Below are 19,534 nucleotides of genomic sequence, written 5' to 3' on the forward strand. Positions count from 1 at the left end.
CGACCTGTCCGCGAGGAGGAGACCGACTTGACTTTGACCAAAGCGACTCAAGTAACCAAAACGGGAGATTTCGGCAAAAGAAAGTCTTACATCAAACGTTACTGGCAGCTGTACGCGCTTCTCTCGCTGCCGATTGCCTACTTCCTGATTTTCCGCTACGGCCCGATGTACGGGGTACAGATTGCTTTTAAAGACTTCAACTTGTTCCAGGGCATCAACGGCAGCGAATGGATCGGTCTTGAGGCGTTCCGCGAAGTGTTTGCCATGAATGATTTTTACATTACCCTGCGCAATACCTTTATGCTGAATTTTCTTGATCTGCTGGTCTCGTTCCCGGCTCCGATCATTCTGGCGATCATGTTGTACGAGATCCGGAATGCCTGGTTCAAAAAAATCTCGCAGACCTTGCTTTACATTCCTCACTTTATCTCTTGGGTCATCATCGGCGGGATCGTGTATCAGTTGTTCGGTACCCAATCGGGGATGGTGAACGCGGTTCTGCAAGCACTGGGGATGGATGCGATTCCTTTCCTGACCGACAAAAACTCGTGGTTGATCACCTACTTGTTCACGGGCGTTTGGCAAAGCGCAGGCTGGGGAACGATTCTGTATCTGGCAGCTTTGACAGGCGTCAACAAGGAGTTGTTCGAGGCTGCGGACGTCGACGGGGCGTCGCGGATGAAGAAAATCTGGCATATCACCCTACCGAGCATCAAGCCGACGATCATCACGCTGCTTATTCTCAATCTGGGCAAAATGGTCAGTATCGGCTTCGATCGTCCTTACATTATCGGTAACACGGCTGTACGCGAATATTCGGACGTGCTCAGTACCTTCGTGTACCGGATCGGTCTTGAAGCGGGACAATATACGTTGGCAACCGTCGTCGGACTGTTCCAGGCGGTCGTCGGTCTGGTGTTCATTTTGGGCTCCAACTATATTTCGAAAAAAGTGACGGGAGACGGCATCCTGTAACCGTAACTGCTGCGGCACAATCCATTTTTGAACCAGGGAAAGGAGAGACTCCGAGATGAGCGCACGCACCTCGAACCGGATTTTCGATATCGTCAATATTACATGCGTATCGCTGTTTGTCCTCTTCTGTTTATTGCCTTTCGTGCATATGATCGCGGTATCGCTCAGCTCCAACCGGGCGATTACGTCGGGGGAAGTGACGTTATTTCCTGTTGAATTGAACTGGGGAGCCTATACTCAGGTCTTTTCCGATCATTCGATGCTCACTTCGCTTGGTTTCACGGTCATTCTGACGGTGGCGACGACGCTGCTCTGCATGCTATTCACGATCGCGGCGGCTTATCCGCTGACCAAAGGCAATCTCAAAGGCCGCAAATTCTTTATGTATCTGATCGTGATCACGATGTTCTTCAGCGGCGGGATCATTCCGGAATATCTGCTGATCCGCGATCTGCATATGATCAATACGGTATGGGCGTTGATCCTGCCGGGCTTGGTCAGTCCGTTCAACCTGATTATCCTGATCACTTTCTTCAAAAACATTCCGCCGAGCCTGGAAGAATCCGCGGAGATCGACGGCAGTTCGTACATGCACACCTTGATCAAAATCGTGCTTCCGCTGTCGCTGCCGGTTATGGCGACGCTGGCTCTTTTTTACGCGGTGGGACGTTGGAACGGGTTCCAGGATGCTCTGATGTATATCAATGATCCGCAAATCTATCCGCTTCAGCTCAAATTGTTCCAGATGGTGCAAAACAACATGGTGACCGAGCTGACTCAGATGGAAGGCGCGAACCGCACGGCGTTGACGCCTGAAGCGCTAAAAGCGGCAACCGTTATTTTCGCGACCGTACCGATTCTGCTTGTGTATCCGTGGTTGCAAAAATACTTTGTAAGCGGCGTTATGCTCGGAGCGGTCAAAGGCTAATCGTCGTTGGTCGCGGCAAAACGGATAGTGGAAGGAGCGTTACCGGATGAAAGAAAGCCATCTGCATGACAAAGGCGAATATTCCTTTTCCACCTGCTGGAATATTCGCCGGCAGCCCGGTGGGCGAGCGATGATCGAAGAGATTGCCGAACTCGGCTTTCGCCGCGTGGAGCTGAATTATAATGTGACGACGGAGATGCTAAAAGAGATCGAGCCGATGATCGAACGCGGCGAGATCGGCATCTCCAGCGTGCATAATACGTTTCCCCATACGCCCGACCCGGATTATGGTACAGACTCTGTGCTGCTCGGGTTCGAAGATGAAACACGCCGGCGCAAAGCGGTGGAGCTGCTGGTCGGTTCGGCCGAGTATGCGCATCGTTACGGGGCAAAAGCGGTTGTGGTACATCCCGGAGAAGTTCCGATTGCCCACGCCGACGTGAAGCAGTTAGAGAAGCTGTACCACGAAAACGGACGGGAATCGGACGTTTACCGCACAGCCTGGGCTGCGTTTATCGAGCGCAGGGAAAGCGAAGCGGACAGCTATATCAAACGCATCATTGCCAGTCTCGACGAAGTCGGCAATCTGGCCGCATCGAAAGGACTGGATGTGCGCTTCGGCATTGAAACGCGTTCGCGTCCGAACCAGATGCCGACGCTGGCGGAAGCGAAAACGATCATTGATGCGTTAAAAGGAGCGCCTGTCGGCATCTGGTACGATACCGGACACGCGATCATGATGGATCGGCTCGGTTTGTACGATAGCGTCGGCGAGATGGAAGGATTGATGGATCATATCGTCGGCGTACATATTCACGAAACGATCGGGCTGTCTGACCACTGGTGCCCGTATGTGCATAGCGGCGATTCCCGCTTTTACGATGCGTATCTACCGATGATCGAACGTGCCGGAGTCAAAGTGTATGAGCTGAAAGCCGCATGCGAACCACATCAAATCCACGAAAGCCATCGGTTGCTGCTGGAAAAGTTGGCGTCAAGGCAGCAGGGAAGCGCTTATGTCCAGCGTTGAAGCAACGGAAGCTCGTTAAGTGGAAGAAGATGTGCGCTTGGCGATGCGTGGATGCGTCACGTACGGGTGATGCCTTTGGATGAACGGGAGCTAAAGACAGGGGGACAACGCCATGCTATACAAGCGGCTGGTGCAAAAAAATGATGAAGCCGTACGACAGGGACTTTCAAGACAGGTATTGGAGCAGGAGAGTCGATATTACGGCGGGACCGTCGATCCTTCGACAGGAATCGCCTGGGTGAATCATACCTCGGGAACGCCGACAGATATGTGCAACTGGGGAACGGCGCTGGTCAATCCGGATTCTGCTTTTTATCACGATGAGGAACTGCCGGGCAGGTTGTTGCTGGCTTCGGAATTTGTGCTGCGGGCGCAGCACGCTGACGGTTCGATTTCGCCGGGATGGACCAATTACCACTCTCCGCCGGATACCGCTTTTGTGGTGGTGGGATATTCGCAATTGTATGAGTTGTTGGAACGATCCGGTTGGGAGCCGCTTGCACCTGTTTTGGAAAAAATGAAGCTTTTTCTGGAACGCACGGTTCCGGCATTGGTCACAGGCGGCTGTCATACCCCGAATCATCGCTGGGTTCTGTGCGCCGCATTGGGCTGTTTGCACAAGCTTTTCGGCGGCGAGGCTACGCGGATGCGCGCCGATGAATGGCTGGCTGAAGGGATGGATATTACGCCGGACGGGGAATGGACGGAACGCAGCAACGGGATTTATAGCGCAGTGAGCGATATTATGCTGATCTACGCGGCGCGTCTGCTGGATCGTCCGGAGCTGCTGGAGCCGGTACGTCTGAATTTGCGCATGATGGTGTATCTGGTGCATCCGTCAGGCGAAGTCGTGACCGATTATTCCGGGCGTCAGGACTTGGGACATTTTCATAATCTGTCTCCGTATTATTTGCCGTATGCCATGTTGGCGCTTCAAGACGGAGATCCGCTGTTTGCGGGTATGGCGGAATTAGCGGGACGGGCGCTGGAAGATCCGGGGGTTGCTTCGGTCAATGTTCTGGTACGCATGCTGCTTGAACCGGAGCTTCGCGGACCGTTTGCGCCGGAGGGTACGTCCGCAGCCGACGCTGTGCCCAAGAAATACGAGAAAGTATTAAATGGTGAATTTCTGCGCGGCGGTTATTTGGAGCAGATAGAGGGGGCAGGGCATCACGGACGTATTTTCCATAGTCGGTTGCATACCGATTTCGGGGCTCCGGTAGCGCGTGTTCGCGACGGGAATACGAGTGTTACGCTGATGACCGAGACTCCGTCTTTCTTCGCGCTGCGTCACGGATCAACCCGGATGCTGGCTGTGCAAGCGTCTTCGTATTTCTCGCCCGGATACGTGCCTATGCAGGAGATGAAGACGCTTGAGGGTGGAGGTTACGTATTATCCGGCGAGCAAAAGAAAGGCTACTACGGCCCTGTCAAAAGCGAGCTGTTGCCTGCATCTTCCGCCACGCCGGTCAGTCCGTGGTATCTGCTCCCTCACCAAGCCCGCGAACTGACGCATGAACAGACTTTCGGTGTCCGGATCGAAGCCCAACCTTCGAAGAACGGACAGAGTTGGACGCTGCGTATCGCGGCTCAAGAACCGGCTGACGTTATGACGCAGCTCGCTTTCGTATTCGGCTCCGAAGGCGAGATCACCTCCGGCGAATTGCTGGAAGCCGGACACGATCGCTGGCTTTGGAGCGGCGGCACGCTTCGCTATCAATACGGCGACGACTGGATCGAACTGGAGGGAGCCGAGCTTGCCCACCTGTCACAGAGCGTTCGCGAAGCCAACCCGCCGAGCGGCTGCAAAATCGTGCTGCTAAACCTTCTGACGCCGTTTGACCGTACGCTCACTATTCGCTTGTCTCCGCCGACATAAACCGCAAGCCGGATTGGCTCTACGAATGTTGTCGTTCCGATCGCTTTTCGCGCCAACAACACCCCGATTTTTGTCCAATGTTGACTTTTTGCACACATTCTCCGATAAAAAAAGCCGTTTTGGTCTTTTTTTTAAAAGATTGTGAGCATAAAGTCAACTTTTTTCTTAAAACGTGCTATTTATCGAGCCAATGTTGACTTTTGATCCTGATTTCTCTCTTTTCCCGTCCTGCTTCATCCTTACGTCCCCCGCCGGTACTGGTAAGGCGTGGTCCCGTACCGTTCCTTGAACAGCTTAATAAAATACTGCGGTTTCCGATACCCGACCATCCGCGCGATATCGACCACATGCAGCGTCGAGTTTTGGAGCAAACGCGCCGAGCGCTCCAACCGCATGCCCAGAATATGAGCCGATAGATTTTCTCCCGTTTCCTGTTTGTACAGACGGGAGAGATAGACCGGATGGAGATGCACGATGCGTCCCAGATCGTCCAGACTCAGCGGTTCGCCCAGATGGTCGGCAATATAGGCCTGAACGACCCGAACCACGTTTTGCGGCGACACTTGGGTTGCCGGCTGGTCATACTCGCTGGGAACCGGGTGCTGCTTGTGCAACTGTTTGGCCGCTTGGGTCATTGCTTTTTCCATATCGCTCTGATCTACCGGTTTCAGCAAATAATCCAGCGCGCCGAACCGGATTGCTTTTTGCGCGTAATCGAATTGCGAGTAGCCGGACAGGAAAATCACTTTGGTATGCAGCCGGCTCTCGTGAATATGCTCCAGCAGATCCAGTCCCGAGATCTCCGGCATGCGAATATCGCTAATGACGAGATGAAACCGGCCGCTGTCGATCAACGCACGCGCTTCGGCAGGGTTGGTCGTCGTCTCCACGTGCTCCATCCCGAACTTTTTCCAATCCAAAAGATGCTTCAAATATTCCACGACGTATTGCCCGTCATCCACGATCAATAACTCCATAGCTTCCTCCTTCTTGAGCGGCGAATTCGATCCGTACGGCGACCGAAAGTCCTCCCCATTCATTGATAGCAAAATCCAGATCGCCTGCGCTGCCGTAAGCATTTTTGAGTCTTTTTTCAATATTCCATAGTCCGACTCCGTGAGTTCCGGGCGGTGGTTCGGCACTTGCGATGTCCGCTTTGAGCTGGCTGAGTTCATCCGCAGTCAGGCCGCGTCCGTCGTTGGCTACGGTAATGACCGCTCCCGTATCCGTAGGCTCGACGACGATCGACACACGGTGTGCGCCTTGACGCTCCTCAATCCCGTGCAAAATAGCATTTTCCACGATCGGCTGGATAATCAGCGGCATGATCGGTTGTTTTTTCAACAGATCAGGCAGACGAATCTCGTACTCCATCGTTTTGCACAGCGCCATGATGCCCAGATAATGGTCAGCCAGCTCAAGCTCCGTTTCCAGCGTGATGCTTTCCGAACCGAGCCGCGTCAAATAACGATAATATTCGGCCAAGTGCTTGCTCATGCGAATGACCGCTTGCGGCGAACTATGGGCCATCGACATGATGAAAAATAGGCTGTTGTACAAAAAGTGAGGGTTGATCTGCGCTTGAAGCTGCTTCATTTCCGCGCTTCGTCTCAGATCGGTCTCGGTCTTGAGCGAGTCAAGCAGACTTTCCGTACGCGCCACCATATGATCGAATCCGCCGAACAACGTCCCGAATTCGGTACTGGCCGCACCGGGAATGCTGCCGATCCGCACGCCGTAATCGCCGCGCTCCACCTGGTGGAACCGACTGCGCAGAAGCTGCACGTTGCGGTAAAAATTCCGGTAAAAGATGCCGATCACGGTCAATCCGATCAGCAGCACGACCATAATGCTTCCGACGAACATCTGCCGATTGCGGTTGAGCGGCTCCAGCAGGTCGCTGGTGCGCGTGTAGGTGACGAGATACGTATCGATCGGCTCGATATACCGGGACAGCACGAAATAATCTTCGCCGCCCGATGTATAGTCGAATTTAACAATCTCTTCCGGATCAGGGGTGATCGTATCGCGCGCTTGATTCGCAATGCCTTCGACCAGAGGTCCGTTGCTAATCGTAGGTCCGTTTCCGACAAGAAAAAAAGCTTCCGAGCCGCCTTCGTTGAACGACTTTTGCAGCACGTTGCGCAAATAGTCCATTTTCAGCTTGACGCCGACCACGTATTGAATCTCATCGGGTGTGCGGGGTTCGCGTATGTAAGGGTATAACGAGAAATAGTACAGGTTTCCATTCACCATTTTCCAGCCGCGTTGTTCTACCGATCCGTAGATTTCGTAAGCGAAAGGGTCCTGCCTGGTTGCGATAATCGCATGTTCCTGTTTCCAATACACGGCAAGCGATTCAATCGACTGGTTGGACAGCAGGGAGTTATCCATGCGTTCGACCAAGGCGTTTTTTTTCATCTGGGCGTTGTAGCTGTCCAATTCGCGAATCTGCTGTCGGTAAAAGCGCACGGAGCTGTCGGCGGTGTATTGAATGCCGTACATACTTGCTTCGTACAGCATATCGTCGACGACACTTTCCGCGTAGCCGACCTGATTTTTGGCGTTGGCGACCAGGCTTTGCTGAATGGTGCGCGAGTCCAACGTGTTCATGACAAAAAACAAACTCAGCGTCAGCAACAGAAAAAATACGAAAAAATAAATAAATCGCTTCATGTCGACTTTTTGCATCTTCTTCACTTCCCGGCGGCAATCGATTCGTTTTCCTGCCAAAAGAGCCTGGTACAGAGTACTAGTTCTATCATAAAGGGCAACGGGCAAAATAAAAAGAAAATTTGTAAGCGCTTTTAAAAAGGTTGAGGATGGGGCTACGATATTGAAATTGGGCCATTTTTTGTACAGACATTCTTTGTTAGCCTAAAAAAGACAGAAGTCGTCGCGACGAAAAACAGCGAAGGGGGTCCGGGTCATCACTAAAACAGCGCAAGTTCAAAACCAAAAAACCAAAGTACGAGAACGGGAAAAAACGCATAAGACACCCTGGAAGATCGAAATCCGCAAACACTGGCCGCTGTATCTGCTTTGTTTGCCGGCGCTGGTGTTCGTGCTTATTTTCTCGTACGGCCCGATGGTCGGGTTGGTCATGGCGTTTCAGGATTATAAGCCCTGGTTGGGCATGACCGGCTCGCGCTGGATCGGGTTGGACAATTTCGAGCGTATTTTTCAATATGAAGAAGCGACGCAGGCGATCGTCAATACGCTTATTATCGCCGTTATCAAGATTGTCGTAGGCATTATCGTCCCGATCGTGATGGCGATCCTGCTGAACGAGATCCGGCTGGCCGGATTGAAAAAAAGTATCCAAACGCTCGTTTATTTGCCGCATTTTCTGTCCTGGGTGACGATCGCGGGCATCATGATCGATATTCTCGGACTCGACGGCGGTATCAACCGGATCATCACCGGCTGGTTCGGCAGTGAACCGATCTTTTTCCTCGGCGATCCGAATTTGTTCCGGCCGACCGTCATCGTGAGCGATCTGTGGAAAAACTTCGGGTTCGGCATGATCGTGTATTTGGCGACCATCGCCGGGATCGACCCGTCGTTTTACGAAGCTTCGGAGATCGACGGCGCCAACCGCTGGCAGCAGATCTGGCACGTGACGCTGCCGAGCATGCTGCCGATGATTATCGTGATCGCGACGCTCAGCCTGGGCGGCATATTGGACGCGGGCTTCGATCAGATCTTCAACCTTTACAATCCGCTGGTCTACAGCACCGGCGATATTATCGACACGTACGTGTACCGCTCCTCGCTGCTCAACGGCCAATACGGCTTCGGCACGGCGGTCGGGTTGTTCAAATCGGGCATCAGTCTGATCCTGATCGTGATCTCGTACCGGATCGCGTACAAATTCGCCAACTACAAAATTTTCTGACCGAGGAGGCAGCCGGATGTATCATAAATCGCAAGGATATCGCATCTTTTCGGTATTCAACCATATTTTGCTGATCGTCGTGGCGTTGTCCTGCTTTTTGCCGCTGCTGCATCTGCTCGCGCAGTCGTTCAGCAGCAAAGCGGCGGTCAACGGAGGACTGGTCTCGTTTTGGCCGATCGAGTTCAATACGGATGCTTACGTTAAAACGTTCAACAACCGCAACTTCATGGGCTCGATGTGGATCTCGATCGTTCGTACGGTGCTCGGCACGCTGATCGGCATGTTCGTCATCACGACAGCGGGTTACGCGTTATCCAAAGACTTTCGCGGACGCAACGCGTTGATGTGGATTTTCGTGTTCACCATGCTGTTCTCCGGCGGGTTGATCCCGTCGTATATCCTGATCTCCGAACTGGGGCTCAAAGACACCATTTGGGCGCTTGTGCTTCCGGGGGCATTCGGGGCGTACAATCTGATCCTGATCATGAACTTTTTCAAAACGATCCCGAAAGCGCTGGAAGAAGCGGCTTTTATCGACGGAGCTTCGTTTTTCGTGATTTTTACCCGGATTTATCTGCCGCTGTCGCTGCCCGGACTCGCTACGATCGGTTTGTTCATCATGGTCGGTCATTGGAACTCCTGGTTCGACGGTCTGCTGTATATGTCCACGACGGAAAAATATCCGCTCGCGTCGTTCCTGCAAACGGTCGTGGTGCAAAACTCGGCTCAAAACGTGGCGCTCAGTCCGTCGGAAGCCGCTGCGCTGTCGGAGCAAAGCATCAAGGCCGCGCAGATCTTTATCAGCACGGTGCCGATCATCGCGGTCTATCCGTTTCTGCAAAAATATTTCGTCAAAGGCATTGTGCTGGGCGCGGTCAAAGAATAACGATACCTACCATCAACTTATCCATAAAGGGGCGAATAGCATGTCAAAAAGAAAAACGGGCGCATGGCTCGCAGTCGTAACGATGTTCACCGGATTGCTGGCAGGCTGCGGCTCGGGCGGCGAATCGGAAACTGCGGCGGCAGGCGTGCTCAAAGACGGCAAATACGATCCTCCCGTGACGATCGCGATCGGCAAGCAGCTGGACGAAAACGCCGGCAAATACAAAGAAGGCGAAAGCGTCGATGACAATGTGCTGACCCGTTGGGCGGCTGACAATCTCGGCATCCGTACGCAAACAACGCTGCTCGGCGGCGATTCGACCAACTACAACACGAAATTGCGCCTGGCGCTGACGGGTTCGGAAAAGCTGCCTGATCTGTTTCCGGTCTACGATACGACGCTGGCGAACGATCTGATCGAATCCGGCCGGGTCAAAGAAATTTCGGCCGATATCCAGCAGTACATGCCGGAAAGGTTGAAAGAAATCTACAAGCAATATCCCGCCACCTTCAATCCGGTCGTTCGCGACGGGCAGGTGTACGGACTCGCTATCTCGCCGAATCTGACGGAAGGCGAAGTGATGCTGATCCGACAGGATTGGCTGGACAAGCTGAATCTCCAAGCACCGACCACCATCGACGAATTCGAGACGGTCATCGACGCGTTCACCAATCAGGACCCGGACGGCAACGGAAAAAAGGACACGTACGGCTTCACCTTTTCCGGCAAAGACGGTTATAACACGGGTTGGGTCAGCGATCCGGTCATGATTTTCAGCGCATATACCGGCAAAAACATTCCGGCCCAATGGCAGGAACAAGACGGCAAGCTGGTGTACGGCTCGGTCGTCGAGGGCAACAAAGAAGCATTGGCGAAACTGCGAGACTGGTACTCGGCGGGGTATCTGAACAAAGAGTTGGCGACGCTCGGCGCTTGGGACGCTCTGGCCGACTTCACGGAAGGCAAAGCCGGAATCATCGTCGGCCGTCCGTGGTTGTACGATAGCGTGCGCGACGTCGAGAAGAATGTGGACGGCGCGAAAATCGCGGCGTATCCGACGATCCAAGGAGTAAGCGGGGAACCGACCTATCAGTCCGGACAGTTGAACGACGGTTACTTTATGTTCAATCAAGACTTTAACAATATGGAAGCTTTCTTCTTGTACTACGATAAGCTTTATGATGCGGCATTTGGTACAGGCGACTTTATTTATGGTTACGCGCAAGGGTACGACTATGACATCGTGGACGGAAAACCGGTATTCGATCCGCAAAAATTCAATGAGCCGCTGGAGGCTGTGCAAGGTGTAGGCAAAATGGCTTTTACCAAAAATACGCCGAGCGCCGATCCTGCGGGTAAGTCTTATTATGATCTGGCGCAAGGCGTCGAAGCCGACAACGGCGTGCTGCTGCGCTCCGCTTCGGCGTTGCCTACGACTCAAGAAGGCTTCGTGATCTCGTATGAAAATCGCGACAGTCTGTTGCCGAATGCTTTTAACGGCCCGCCGACACCGACGATGCAGACTTCTTGGGAACAACTGAGCACGATGGAAAAAGAAACATTTACCAAGATTATTTACAGCAACGAACCGCTTGACGCGTACGACGCCTTCGTCACGAATTGGTATGCCAAAGGCGGGGAACAAGTCACTCAGGAAATCAATGATTGGTACGGACAAACGAATATCGACGAAGTCATGAGCAAGATGGGACTGCAATAAAAAGAGCGTAAGGGACTCGATACGCGAAAGGAGCAGCGAATGCCGAACATCTTGATTAACGGAGAAGTATGGGCAGATGGGCAAGGCGAACCGATCCATGCCCACGGCGGCCATATGCTGTGGCATGAAGGCTTTTATTACTGGTATGGGGAAGACCGTCGGGCAGACCGTTACGTCTCCTGTTATCGCTCGACCGATCTTTTCCGTTGGGAGTTTCGAGGAGCCATCTTAACGACGAACACCAAGACCGAACCGATTCGCGTCCGAACCGATCTGCGGCTGTCGAACGAAGACGAAAGCAAGGTCAATCTGGAGCGTCCCAAGGTGTTGTATAACGAGCGTACGCGTACCTTCGTGCTGTGGGCGCATTATGAGAACGGCAAAGATTATCGTGCAGCTGCTTGCGCGATCGCCACCTCTAACCGCCCCGACGAAGGGTTTGTGTATCACGGCAGCTTCAATCCATAGGGTTATATGTCGCGCGATTGCACGTTATTCCAAGACGATGACGGCCGCGCTTACTTCATCTCGGCTGCAAGAGACAATGCGGATCTGCATGTGTACCGACTGGCCGATGATTATCTCAATGTCGACCGTCTGGTGCACAAGCTGTGGCAAGGCGAGTATCGCGAAGCGCCGGCTGTGTTCAAACGGGGCGGACGGTATTATATGCTTTCTTCCTTTTGCACGGGATGGGCGCCCAATCAAGGAAAGTACAGTATCGCCGATTCGATGGAAGGGAACTGGAGCCTGCTCGAAAATTTCGGTGACGAGACGACGTATGGCACGCAGCCTGCTTTTGTCCTGAAACGTTCGGAAGGCGAATTCTTGTATGTCTCGGACCGTTGGAATGCGCAGCAATACGATCAGTCGGGTTATGTGATGCTGCCGATTCGTTTCGAAGAAGAAAGGCCCGTATTACATCTTTTTGAAAAGATCGAGTTTGAGGCAGAGACTGGAGCCATTCGGTTTCAATCTTGAAGGATGAAAGAAAAAAAGCGAACTGCCCATGCTCTTGCTTGAGCTGATGCAGTCCGCTTTTTTTGCGTGGCTTGACTCCTGTCCGAAATTGGAGAAAAGCTATTGGATCTTCGCCCCAGAATCGCAGTATAGGCACCTTTCGGTTCGATAAGCACAAAATAAGCGGGGTTCAGGATATCGCCGTATAAAAAGCGGAGAGTCTCGGCAAAATTTGCGGTACGCTTACATGCGAGAAAAGCAAGCAGAGGAGGAGCAAGGGAATGAGCAAAAAAACATATGTCCTGGTCGGTACAGGTGGTCGTGCGGAATTTTTCTATGGAGCGATCGCAAGCCAGTTTCGGGAAACGTCGGAACTGTTGGCTTTTTGCGATATCAATACCGTGCGCATGGATTACTCCAATCGGATTTTGAAGGAAAAATACGATTATCCGCAGGTTAAAACGTACACTAGCGACCGATTCGACGATATGATCCGCGAATTGAAGCCGGACTGCGTGATCGTGACCAGCGTTGACCGTACTCACCATTTGTATATCATACGGGCTATGGAGCTGGGTTGCGACGTTATTACGGAAAAGCCGATGACGACCGACGCCGCAAAATGCCAGGAGATTCTCGACGCCGTCGAACGTACCGGCCGCAACGTGCGGGTCAGCTTCAATTATCGCTACGCTCCGCATCATACCAAAATTCGCGAGCTGATCGAAGACGGCACGATCGGCGACGTCACGTCCGTGCATTTCGAATGGTTGCTGAACACCAAGCACGGCGCCGATTATTTCCGCAGATGGCATCGGGACAAGCGCAACGGCGGCGGTCTGCTGGTCCACAAATCAACCCACCACTTCGACCTTGTGAATTTCTGGATCGGTTCACAGCCGGAAACTGTATTCGCGATGGGCGATCTGCTCTTCTACGGTCGTGAAAATGCGGAAAAACGCGGTGTAACCAAATTCTACGACCGGGCCACCGGGAATCCGAATGCAAAAGACGATCCATTCGCGCTGACGCTGGATGACAACGAGCATTTGAAAGCGATGTACCTGGACGCCGAAGTCGAAGACGGCTACCGGCGCGATCAGAGCGTGTTCAGTGACGGAATCTCGATCGAAGACACGATGAGCGTCACCGTCCGGTACAAAAGCCGCGCTTTGCTGACGTATTCGCTGAACGCTTATCTGCCCTGGGAAGGCTACCGGATTGCGTTCAACGGCACCAAAGGTCGTATCGAAGCCAACGTGATCGAACAGTCCTATGTCAATTCCGGCGGCGACAAAGCGCTCGAAGGCGCGCTGCAAGGCGCGAATATCCTTGTTTTCCCGATGTTCGGCGAAGCGTACAAAGCCGAATTCGAAGAAGCCGAAGGCGGCCACGGCGGCGGCGATCCCGTGCTGCTGAATGATCTGTTCGGCGAACCGGTCGAAGATCGTTTCAACCGCGCCGCCAACCATATCGACGGCGCGCGTTCCATCCTGACCGGAATAGCGGCCAATATCTCGATCGCGCAAGGCCGGGCGGTGAAAGTGGACGAATTGGTGCGAATGCCTCGGGGATAGAGCGTCGGGCAGGTTTGGCAGGAAGCGGCATCGGGTTCGGCAGAATATGCAATCCGTTCGGCTGGAGTTGGTAGACGCTCATTAGAGCAAGGAGTCGGTTCGATAAGACGTGGTGCATGTTCGCCAGAACGAGAAATCCATTTAGCACAATAGGGAATATATCGAAAGGAGATTCGCAAACAAGTGCGAATCTCCATCTAATTCAGATTTATTTTGCCTTTTAGAAGAAATAAGTGCATATATACAATTAAAATCTCGATTTCTCGTCGTTTCTCGCGTTTTTTATTGAATAGTTGCATTCGAGCACTTATTTTCAAATTCCAGCTCGATTCGAGCGAAATAGTTGCATTTTCGCATTTATTTCGGAACCGATTGCCGCAAATGAATCGGTCTAACCGCCGGATTGCGAATGGCTTCAGCAATATGACTGATGTATGGTGTTCGATGCCTGCATGGCCGCAAAGAAATACGTATACCTTGTTTTCCGGGTATACGTATTTTTTTGCGGCTTTTTCGGATGGTTCGATTCGGCTCAGCGCCCCGTCATGCCGCGCTGAAGCTCGCGCAGTTCCCGCCAGCCGATCAGCACGATTCCTTCTTCTTCGATCGCGCGACGAACGGCGGCATCCTCAAACAAATCGTAATCGAATACCCGGGACGGCCAACTGTCGGTGATTGCCCGAAGTTCGTCCGTATCCAGCGAAGGATGGAACAGCATCTCCGTCACGCCCGGCTCAAGCTTGCGCAATAACCCGATCACGTGATCGCGGGCGAAGGCGTAATCCTGGTCCTCGCCGTAAGTGAACGGCAAACCGATCACTTCATCCGGGTGCAGCACGCCGAGTTCTTCGGCAAGCGCCGCGATCTCCGCTTCGTCGCCTGTCGGATACGCCGGATGGATCGAGAAACGTACCGGCAGATCATGTTCCGCGCCCAGCTCGATCAATAACCGATGATGAACGTTGCGCAGGCTGCCCATATGATTGTCCAGATGGGTAGGCTCAAGTCCCCATGACTTCGCCAGTAGAATCTGAGCATTCATCTCCGCACGTACGATAGCAGGATCGACGTCCGGCATATACGCGGCGTCCGGCGGGAAATGACCGCCGGAGTCCGTCAATGTCTCCGCACCGGGCTGATTCAGCACCGGGCCCCATTTGTACCGTTCCCATTCGCTGGTCGAGGTCAAATGCACGCCGACGTCCAGCTCGGGGTCCATCGTCGCGGCGGCTGCGGCTTCCAACGCCCACGGACAATTGACCATCAGAGTGGTCGAAGTGATGGCGCGGCGGTTCCACAGATCGAGAATCGCCCGGTTCGTGGAATGGCACATTCCGAAATCGTCCGCATGAACGATCAGAAACCGTCGGTCGTATCGGTTTTCCAAAGTCAACATCAGCAATCCCTCCGTTATTCGAGTTTCGTTCCGGTTTTGCAGCACGGGTTCTCCGTACGCGCTTTCCTTTTTATTATGCCGCAAATCAGGATGAAAAAGCCAGTCTGCCGGATAAGATTCGAACTGGCGCTTTGTTGTAAAAAAAGGCTTTGCAGCGCGGTTTTTAGGTCTTTGGAAACAGATTGCCTGGTTGCATTTGCATCAGGGTAACACTTATAATGAAGTGTTACACAAAAACGTCATCATAGGCTGGAGGTGCGCATGAGCAAGTCAAAATTTTACGTGGTCTGGACGGGGCAACAACCCGGCGTCTACGCGACCTGGGCAGAATGCAAGGCTCAGGTAGACGGATTTCCGGGCGCCAGATACAAATCGTTCGAATCGAGAAGTGCAGCAGAAGCAGCATATGCCGAAGGTGCCAAGCCCTACATACGGTCCGGCTTTGCCGGAAATGCCAAGAAAGCGGGCAAACCGAAGCCTGGTGCCAAGCCAGCAGGCGACATCGACTACAATAGCATCTCGGTAGACGTAGGCACGCGCGGAAATCCTGGACCCGTTGAGTATAAGGGGGTGGATACGGCGACCGGCGAGGTGATCTTTTCGCACGGACCGATTGCCAAGGGAACGAACAATCTCGGAGAATTTCTCGCGATCGTGCATGCACTGGCCCATATCCAAAAGGAAGGCAGCGATAAGTCCGTCTACAGCGACTCGGTCAATGCCATGAAGTGGGTCAAGCAACGAAGAGTGTCTTCCACGCTGCCGCGCGACCAATCAACCGAAGAAATCTGGACCCTGGTCGATCGGGCGGTTCAGTGGCTGGAGACGCATCCGTACAGCACGAAGATCATGAAATGGGAAACCCGGGATTGGGGCGAAATCAAAGCCGATTACGGCAGGAAATAAGCGTCCCGAAGCGCTCACCAAATTGCGCCGTACCCCCAAACGTGCTAGTATAATTTCTAACGTTTACCGGACCGCCAGGCCGGCTCTTGTTCGCGCGAGAGTCGGCTTTTTGACCGTTTTGGGGCATTCGGAGCGTACGCGTGAATTTGGGGTAATGAAGGCCGGGACGAATTTCTTTCATACCGTGTCGGAAAATTTGGAAAGGAGCGAAGCGAATGTTTGGCAACGATTGGGATGAGGTACTGAAAGACGAGATTCGTCAGCCGTATTTTGAGGAGTTGATGCAACGGGTAGAGGAAGAATACCGGACGCATACCGTGTATCCACCGGAGCCGCTTTTGTTTCAGGCGCTAAAGCTAACCCCTTTTGCCGCCGTCAAGGCCGTTATTCTCGGTCAAGACCCTTATCACGGACCGGGACAGGCTCATGGACTAAGCTTCTCCGTTTTACCGGGTGTGCGAATTCCGCCTTCACTGCGAAATATGTATAAAGAACTGGCTTCGGACCTGGGAATCGAGGCACCGGACCACGGTTACTTGATCCATTGGGCCGAGCAAGGCGTATTGCTGCTTAATACGGTGTTAACCGTGCAGGAAGGCAAAGCGGCTTCGCATCAAAAGCTGGGATGGCAGCGTTTTACCGATGCCGTAATCCGCGCAGTTGGCGAGCGGGAACAGCCGGCGGTCTTCATTCTGTGGGGCGCTCACGCCCAGAAGAAAGAAGCGCTGATCGACGCCGAGCGCCATGCCGTATTGAAATCCGTGCATCCAAGCCCTTTGTCGGCCAGAGGCGGATTTTTCGGCAGCAAGCCTTATTCGCAAAGTAATGATTATTTGAATTCACACGGCATCCAGCCGATAAATTGGGAAATACCGTCGCTGTAAAGCGGCTGCCCGGAGGTGCGCGCTTTGAAATATTGGGTAGGAAAAAAAGTGGTTGTCGACAACGGCGGTCCGTATCAGACGAAGCGCTACGGGACCCTGATCCGCTGGAACGACAAAGAACAATACATTGTACTCAGCCCCGGCGGAGTCCGGATCGGCATGAAAGATATTATGTCGATTCGGGAAATCGACGTCCTTCCGCAAGAAAGCCGTCAGGCTGCGGGACGTCCAAACTCGATAGGATACGTTATGAGGACGATGCGTCAGTTTGAGCATGCCGTCCTGTTTCGCTCAGAAGTCATGGTCTGGCAGGGGAACAAGCTGCTGGTTCCGCGAGCACGCTTGGTCAAGCATAACGACCAGGCGGTCACGTTGGAAGACGGGACCGTGCTCGACAAACGCGAGCATCGTTTCGTTGTGCGTTCTTTCCGCGGATAATTAGCAGAAGAACGTACCGCATGTCCGATTTTTTATGTTAAGTATCAGGCTGTCGAGAACATCTCGGCAGCCTTTCTTAAAGGAGAGATCAACACAATGAGTAAACTGGCGATTATTTCGGATATTCATGGATCGTTGGCCGGGCTGGATCGTGCGTTGGAGCAGGCGGACCGGGAAGGAGCCAAGCGAATCCTGCTGCTTGGCGATCTGCTCTACCACGGACCGCGCAATCCGCTGCCTGAAGGATACGATCCTCAGGAAGTAGCCAACCGTCTTAACGCGCGAAAAGCACAGATCGACCTCGCGGTGCGAGGCAATTGCGATGCGGAAGTGGATCAGATGCTGATCGAATTCCCGATTATGGGCGAGTACGCGATTTTGCTGCATGGCGACCGTAAACTGTTCATCACGCACGGTCATCATCACCATATGGACAATCTGCCGGAGCTGCGTCCGGGCGATGTATTTATGCAGGGACATACGCATATTCCGGTTGCGGAGACGCGCGCGGGTATCCATCTGTTCAATCCCGGTTCGGTTGCGCTTCCCAAAGGAGGATATGCACCGTCTTACGGCATTTTGGACGAACAAGGATTGGTCGTCAAAGGATTGGACGGAACCGATATTCTCCGACTGGACCTGAACTGATGCCTTGCCAACATCCTTATTGCAGTTCTTTTTCCATCCGTACATGTAAAATGCCGGCATCATAGAACGGTTCGCCGGGAAGCGTGCGATAGCCGAGCGACCGGTAAAAGCCTTCGGCGTGACATTGGCTGTCCAGGATGCAGCGGGAATATCCGGCTTGACGAGCCGCGTCTTCAAGTCCGCTCATCAGCACGCGCCCAAGCCCTTGACCCCGGTAAGCGGAACGAACAGCTACCCGCTGCATTTTGGCCGCTCCGTCCTTGTACGGGATAAAGCGTGCCGCGGCAGCATCTCCGTTCGAGCCTTCCACCACTACATGCTTGGCCGTGGAATCTAGGCGGTCATAATCGTCGACTTCCAGTTCTTCGGGGACTTGCTGTTCGTTTACAAAGACCTCCCGACGTACAGACAGGCAGCGGGCCAATTGGTTTTCGTTTTCAACCGCGATGATCTTAAAGTTCTCCATGGGAAGTCCTCCTACTCGTCCGTTTGCGCAGGTTCTTCTGCGACTCAAGGATTCATTATAACCAAGCCGCCCCGAAAAATCCATGTCGCATCTTGTCACGGACTGCTCGGTTAGAAGGCAGCGTAAGCGGTTAATAGGAAGAAGGAAAGCTGATGAAGTGGAAACGAAATCGAGAAGGACGAGACAGGAGGACGACATCATGACGAATCGAACGATTATTGGCGTATTCCCTACCGAACAGGCGGCACTCGACGCTATTCACCAACTGAAGGCACAAGGGGTGGGTAACGATCGGATTACCGTAGTCGGACAAGATCCCAACCCGATCGAGGAGATCGCAGAAGACACCAACCTCGAATCGCCTGAAGCGAACACGGAACCGGAAGAATCCAAAGGGTTTTTGCATAGCATTCGCGATACATTCACGAGTTCAGGCGACAGCGAATTTACCAATGTAGGTCCGTACGTGGCGGCGGGGCCGCTGGCTCACCGTTTTATCGGTTCCGATACGTACTCCGGCGGTCATGGATGGAAAGAAGACTTCACTTCGCTGGGGTTCAGCGATGAAGAAGCCGAAAAATACGCCGAAGCGGTGAACGAAGGTTCGATCCTGCTGCTGCTCGAAGAAACATCCGGCGATCTGGGCGAGATTCGCAGCATTCTGGGCACGACCGCCAATACGAGCGAATCCTAACCCGGCTTCATCATCAAACGCAGGACCGATGCTTCGGCATCGGTCTTTTTTGTGCGTAAAAATGCGGCCGACGCTTCAAATTCGATAAAAATTCGCGTTTTGGTAGCTAGCTTTAGTTTTGAACTATGTAATAAAAAGTAAAAATGACTAAGCGCTGTGCGAAGTGAAGCCGATATACACAATAATACCTTGTTTGAAGCCAATAGCTTGTCTCGAATTAATTTTTCAAATTTTTATCGGAGGCCGCAG

The 19,534-nt window shown here is 53.0% G+C and carries 19 protein-coding genes; 15 read left to right on the forward strand and 4 right to left on the reverse strand.

From position 1 onward, the window contains the following. The first annotated feature begins 33 nt into the window (after window positions 1–33). From WKI47_RS10385 to WKI47_RS10400, 4 genes are all read left to right on the forward strand, one after another. On the forward strand, window positions 34–975 hold the full coding sequence (locus WKI47_RS10385; RefSeq protein WP_340227508.1) for an ABC transporter permease: 942 nt from the start codon (window positions 34–36) through the stop codon (window positions 973–975). Between the two features lie 55 nt (window positions 976–1,030). Beyond that, complete coding sequence (locus WKI47_RS10390) at window positions 1,031–1,903, forward strand: carbohydrate ABC transporter permease (protein ID WP_340227058.1); 873 nt, start codon at window positions 1,031–1,033, stop codon at window positions 1,901–1,903. A gap of 46 nt (window positions 1,904–1,949) precedes the next feature. Further along, entirely contained in the window at window positions 1,950–2,933 is a 984-nt protein-coding gene (locus tag WKI47_RS10395; protein ID WP_340227059.1) for a sugar phosphate isomerase/epimerase family protein, read from the forward strand. A gap of 112 nt (window positions 2,934–3,045) precedes the next feature. Then, window positions 3,046–4,812 carry a hypothetical protein gene (locus WKI47_RS10400; RefSeq protein WP_340227060.1) on the forward strand — a complete coding sequence of 589 codons (1,767 nt, stop codon included), beginning with the start codon at window positions 3,046–3,048 and terminating at the stop codon, window positions 4,810–4,812. Window positions 4,813–5,051: 239 nt separating this feature from the next. On the opposite strand, the gene WKI47_RS10405 is transcribed toward WKI47_RS10400, so the two are convergent. Beyond that, window positions 5,052–5,789 (reverse strand): response regulator, encoded by a 738-nt coding sequence (locus WKI47_RS10405; protein ID WP_340227061.1) that lies wholly within the window; start codon window positions 5,787–5,789, stop codon window positions 5,052–5,054. After that, window positions 5,767–7,503, reverse strand: coding sequence for a sensor histidine kinase (locus tag WKI47_RS10410; protein ID WP_340227062.1), 1,737 nt, complete (start codon window positions 7,501–7,503; stop codon window positions 5,767–5,769). Before WKI47_RS10410 ends, WKI47_RS10405 begins: the two co-directional genes overlap by 23 nt. Before the next feature lie 373 nt (window positions 7,504–7,876). On the opposite strand from WKI47_RS10410, the gene WKI47_RS10415 reads away from it, so the two are divergent. The 6 genes from WKI47_RS10415 (at window position 7,877) to WKI47_RS10440 (ending at window position 13,853) form a co-directional block, all read left to right on the forward strand. Further along, window positions 7,877–8,710 (forward strand): ABC transporter permease, encoded by an 834-nt coding sequence (locus tag WKI47_RS10415; protein WP_425355452.1) that lies wholly within the window; start codon window positions 7,877–7,879, stop codon window positions 8,708–8,710. 16 nt (window positions 8,711–8,726) lie between these two features. Continuing rightward, entirely contained in the window at window positions 8,727–9,596 is an 870-nt protein-coding gene (locus WKI47_RS10420; protein ID WP_340227063.1) for a carbohydrate ABC transporter permease, read from the forward strand. A 40-nt stretch (window positions 9,597–9,636) separates the two neighbouring features. After that, window positions 9,637–11,316, forward strand: coding sequence for a hypothetical protein (locus tag WKI47_RS10425; protein ID WP_340227064.1), 1,680 nt, complete (start codon window positions 9,637–9,639; stop codon window positions 11,314–11,316). Window positions 11,317–11,355: 39 nt separating this feature from the next. Continuing rightward, window positions 11,356–11,784 carry a hypothetical protein gene (locus tag WKI47_RS10430; protein ID WP_340227065.1) on the forward strand — a complete coding sequence of 143 codons (429 nt, stop codon included), beginning with the start codon at window positions 11,356–11,358 and terminating at the stop codon, window positions 11,782–11,784. Window positions 11,785–11,790: 6 nt separating this feature from the next. After that, the gene (locus tag WKI47_RS10435) at window positions 11,791–12,297 is read left to right on the forward strand and encodes a family 43 glycosylhydrolase (protein WP_340227066.1); all 507 of its coding nucleotides are present in this window, start codon (window positions 11,791–11,793) and stop codon (window positions 12,295–12,297) included. Window positions 12,298–12,557: 260 nt separating this feature from the next. Continuing rightward, on the forward strand, window positions 12,558–13,853 hold the full coding sequence (locus tag WKI47_RS10440; RefSeq protein WP_340227067.1) for a Gfo/Idh/MocA family oxidoreductase: 1,296 nt from the start codon (window positions 12,558–12,560) through the stop codon (window positions 13,851–13,853). Window positions 13,854–14,385: 532 nt separating this feature from the next. Here WKI47_RS10440 and WKI47_RS10445 read toward each other — a convergent pair. Continuing rightward, complete coding sequence (locus tag WKI47_RS10445; protein ID WP_340227068.1) at window positions 14,386–15,249, reverse strand: polysaccharide deacetylase family protein; 864 nt, start codon at window positions 15,247–15,249, stop codon at window positions 14,386–14,388. A gap of 261 nt (window positions 15,250–15,510) precedes the next feature. Between WKI47_RS10445 and rnhA the strand changes: the two genes are divergently transcribed. From rnhA to yfcE, 4 genes are all read left to right on the forward strand, one after another. Continuing rightward, the gene (rnhA, locus tag WKI47_RS10450) at window positions 15,511–16,155 is read left to right on the forward strand and encodes a ribonuclease H (protein ID WP_340227069.1); all 645 of its coding nucleotides are present in this window, start codon (window positions 15,511–15,513) and stop codon (window positions 16,153–16,155) included. A 215-nt stretch (window positions 16,156–16,370) separates the two neighbouring features. Beyond that, a complete protein-coding gene (gene ung, locus WKI47_RS10455; protein ID WP_340227070.1) occupies window positions 16,371–17,039 on the forward strand; it encodes a uracil-DNA glycosylase in 669 nt (222 codons plus the stop codon). A gap of 24 nt (window positions 17,040–17,063) precedes the next feature. Continuing rightward, window positions 17,064–17,477 (forward strand): hypothetical protein, encoded by a 414-nt coding sequence (locus tag WKI47_RS10460; protein ID WP_340227071.1) that lies wholly within the window; start codon window positions 17,064–17,066, stop codon window positions 17,475–17,477. A 96-nt stretch (window positions 17,478–17,573) separates the two neighbouring features. After that, a complete protein-coding gene (yfcE, locus tag WKI47_RS10465; protein ID WP_340227072.1) occupies window positions 17,574–18,125 on the forward strand; it encodes a phosphodiesterase in 552 nt (183 codons plus the stop codon). Between the two features lie 16 nt (window positions 18,126–18,141). On the opposite strand, the gene WKI47_RS10470 is transcribed toward yfcE, so the two are convergent. Continuing rightward, window positions 18,142–18,591: a GNAT family N-acetyltransferase gene (locus WKI47_RS10470; protein ID WP_340227073.1), complete on the reverse strand. Its 450-nt coding sequence runs from the start codon at window positions 18,589–18,591 to the stop codon at window positions 18,142–18,144. A 199-nt stretch (window positions 18,592–18,790) separates the two neighbouring features. Between WKI47_RS10470 and WKI47_RS10475 the strand changes: the two genes are divergently transcribed. Beyond that, the gene (locus WKI47_RS10475) at window positions 18,791–19,285 is read left to right on the forward strand and encodes a general stress protein (protein ID WP_340227074.1); all 495 of its coding nucleotides are present in this window, start codon (window positions 18,791–18,793) and stop codon (window positions 19,283–19,285) included. The last annotated feature ends 249 nt before the right edge of the window (window positions 19,286–19,534 follow it).

Origin of the sequence: Saccharibacillus sacchari (assembly GCF_037722395.1) — a bacterium.
In the GTDB taxonomy this organism is placed as follows: Bacteria; Bacillota; Bacilli; order Paenibacillales; family Paenibacillaceae; genus Saccharibacillus; species Saccharibacillus sacchari_A.

Bases quoted from the DNA above. Each gene is read 5' to 3' on its own strand.
- WKI47_RS10410 (WP_340227062.1), bottom strand. From the start codon at position 7,503: ATGCAAAAAGTCGACATGAAGCGATTTATTTATTTTTTCGTATTTTTT.
- ung (WP_340227070.1), top strand. From the start codon at position 16,371: ATGTTTGGCAACGATTGGGATGAGGTACTGAAAGACGAGATTCGTCAG.
- WKI47_RS10430 (WP_340227065.1), top strand. From the start codon at position 11,356: ATGCCGAACATCTTGATTAACGGAGAAGTATGGGCAGATGGGCAAGGC.
- WKI47_RS10395 (WP_340227059.1), top strand. From the start codon at position 1,950: ATGAAAGAAAGCCATCTGCATGACAAAGGCGAATATTCCTTTTCCACC.
- WKI47_RS10440 (WP_340227067.1), top strand. From the start codon at position 12,558: ATGAGCAAAAAAACATATGTCCTGGTCGGTACAGGTGGTCGTGCGGAA.
- WKI47_RS10420 (WP_340227063.1), top strand. From the start codon at position 8,727: ATGTATCATAAATCGCAAGGATATCGCATCTTTTCGGTATTCAACCAT.
- yfcE (WP_340227072.1), top strand. From the start codon at position 17,574: ATGAGTAAACTGGCGATTATTTCGGATATTCATGGATCGTTGGCCGGG.
- WKI47_RS10425 (WP_340227064.1), top strand. From the start codon at position 9,637: ATGTCAAAAAGAAAAACGGGCGCATGGCTCGCAGTCGTAACGATGTTC.
- WKI47_RS10400 (WP_340227060.1), top strand. From the start codon at position 3,046: ATGCTATACAAGCGGCTGGTGCAAAAAAATGATGAAGCCGTACGACAG.
- WKI47_RS10445 (WP_340227068.1), bottom strand. From the start codon at position 15,249: ATGTTGACTTTGGAAAACCGATACGACCGACGGTTTCTGATCGTTCAT.
- WKI47_RS10405 (WP_340227061.1), bottom strand. From the start codon at position 5,789: ATGGAGTTATTGATCGTGGATGACGGGCAATACGTCGTGGAATATTTG.
- rnhA (WP_340227069.1), top strand. From the start codon at position 15,511: ATGAGCAAGTCAAAATTTTACGTGGTCTGGACGGGGCAACAACCCGGC.
- WKI47_RS10475 (WP_340227074.1), top strand. From the start codon at position 18,791: ATGACGAATCGAACGATTATTGGCGTATTCCCTACCGAACAGGCGGCA.
- WKI47_RS10470 (WP_340227073.1), bottom strand. From the start codon at position 18,591: ATGGAGAACTTTAAGATCATCGCGGTTGAAAACGAAAACCAATTGGCC.
- WKI47_RS10435 (WP_340227066.1), top strand. From the start codon at position 11,791: ATGTCGCGCGATTGCACGTTATTCCAAGACGATGACGGCCGCGCTTAC.
- WKI47_RS10390 (WP_340227058.1), top strand. From the start codon at position 1,031: ATGAGCGCACGCACCTCGAACCGGATTTTCGATATCGTCAATATTACA.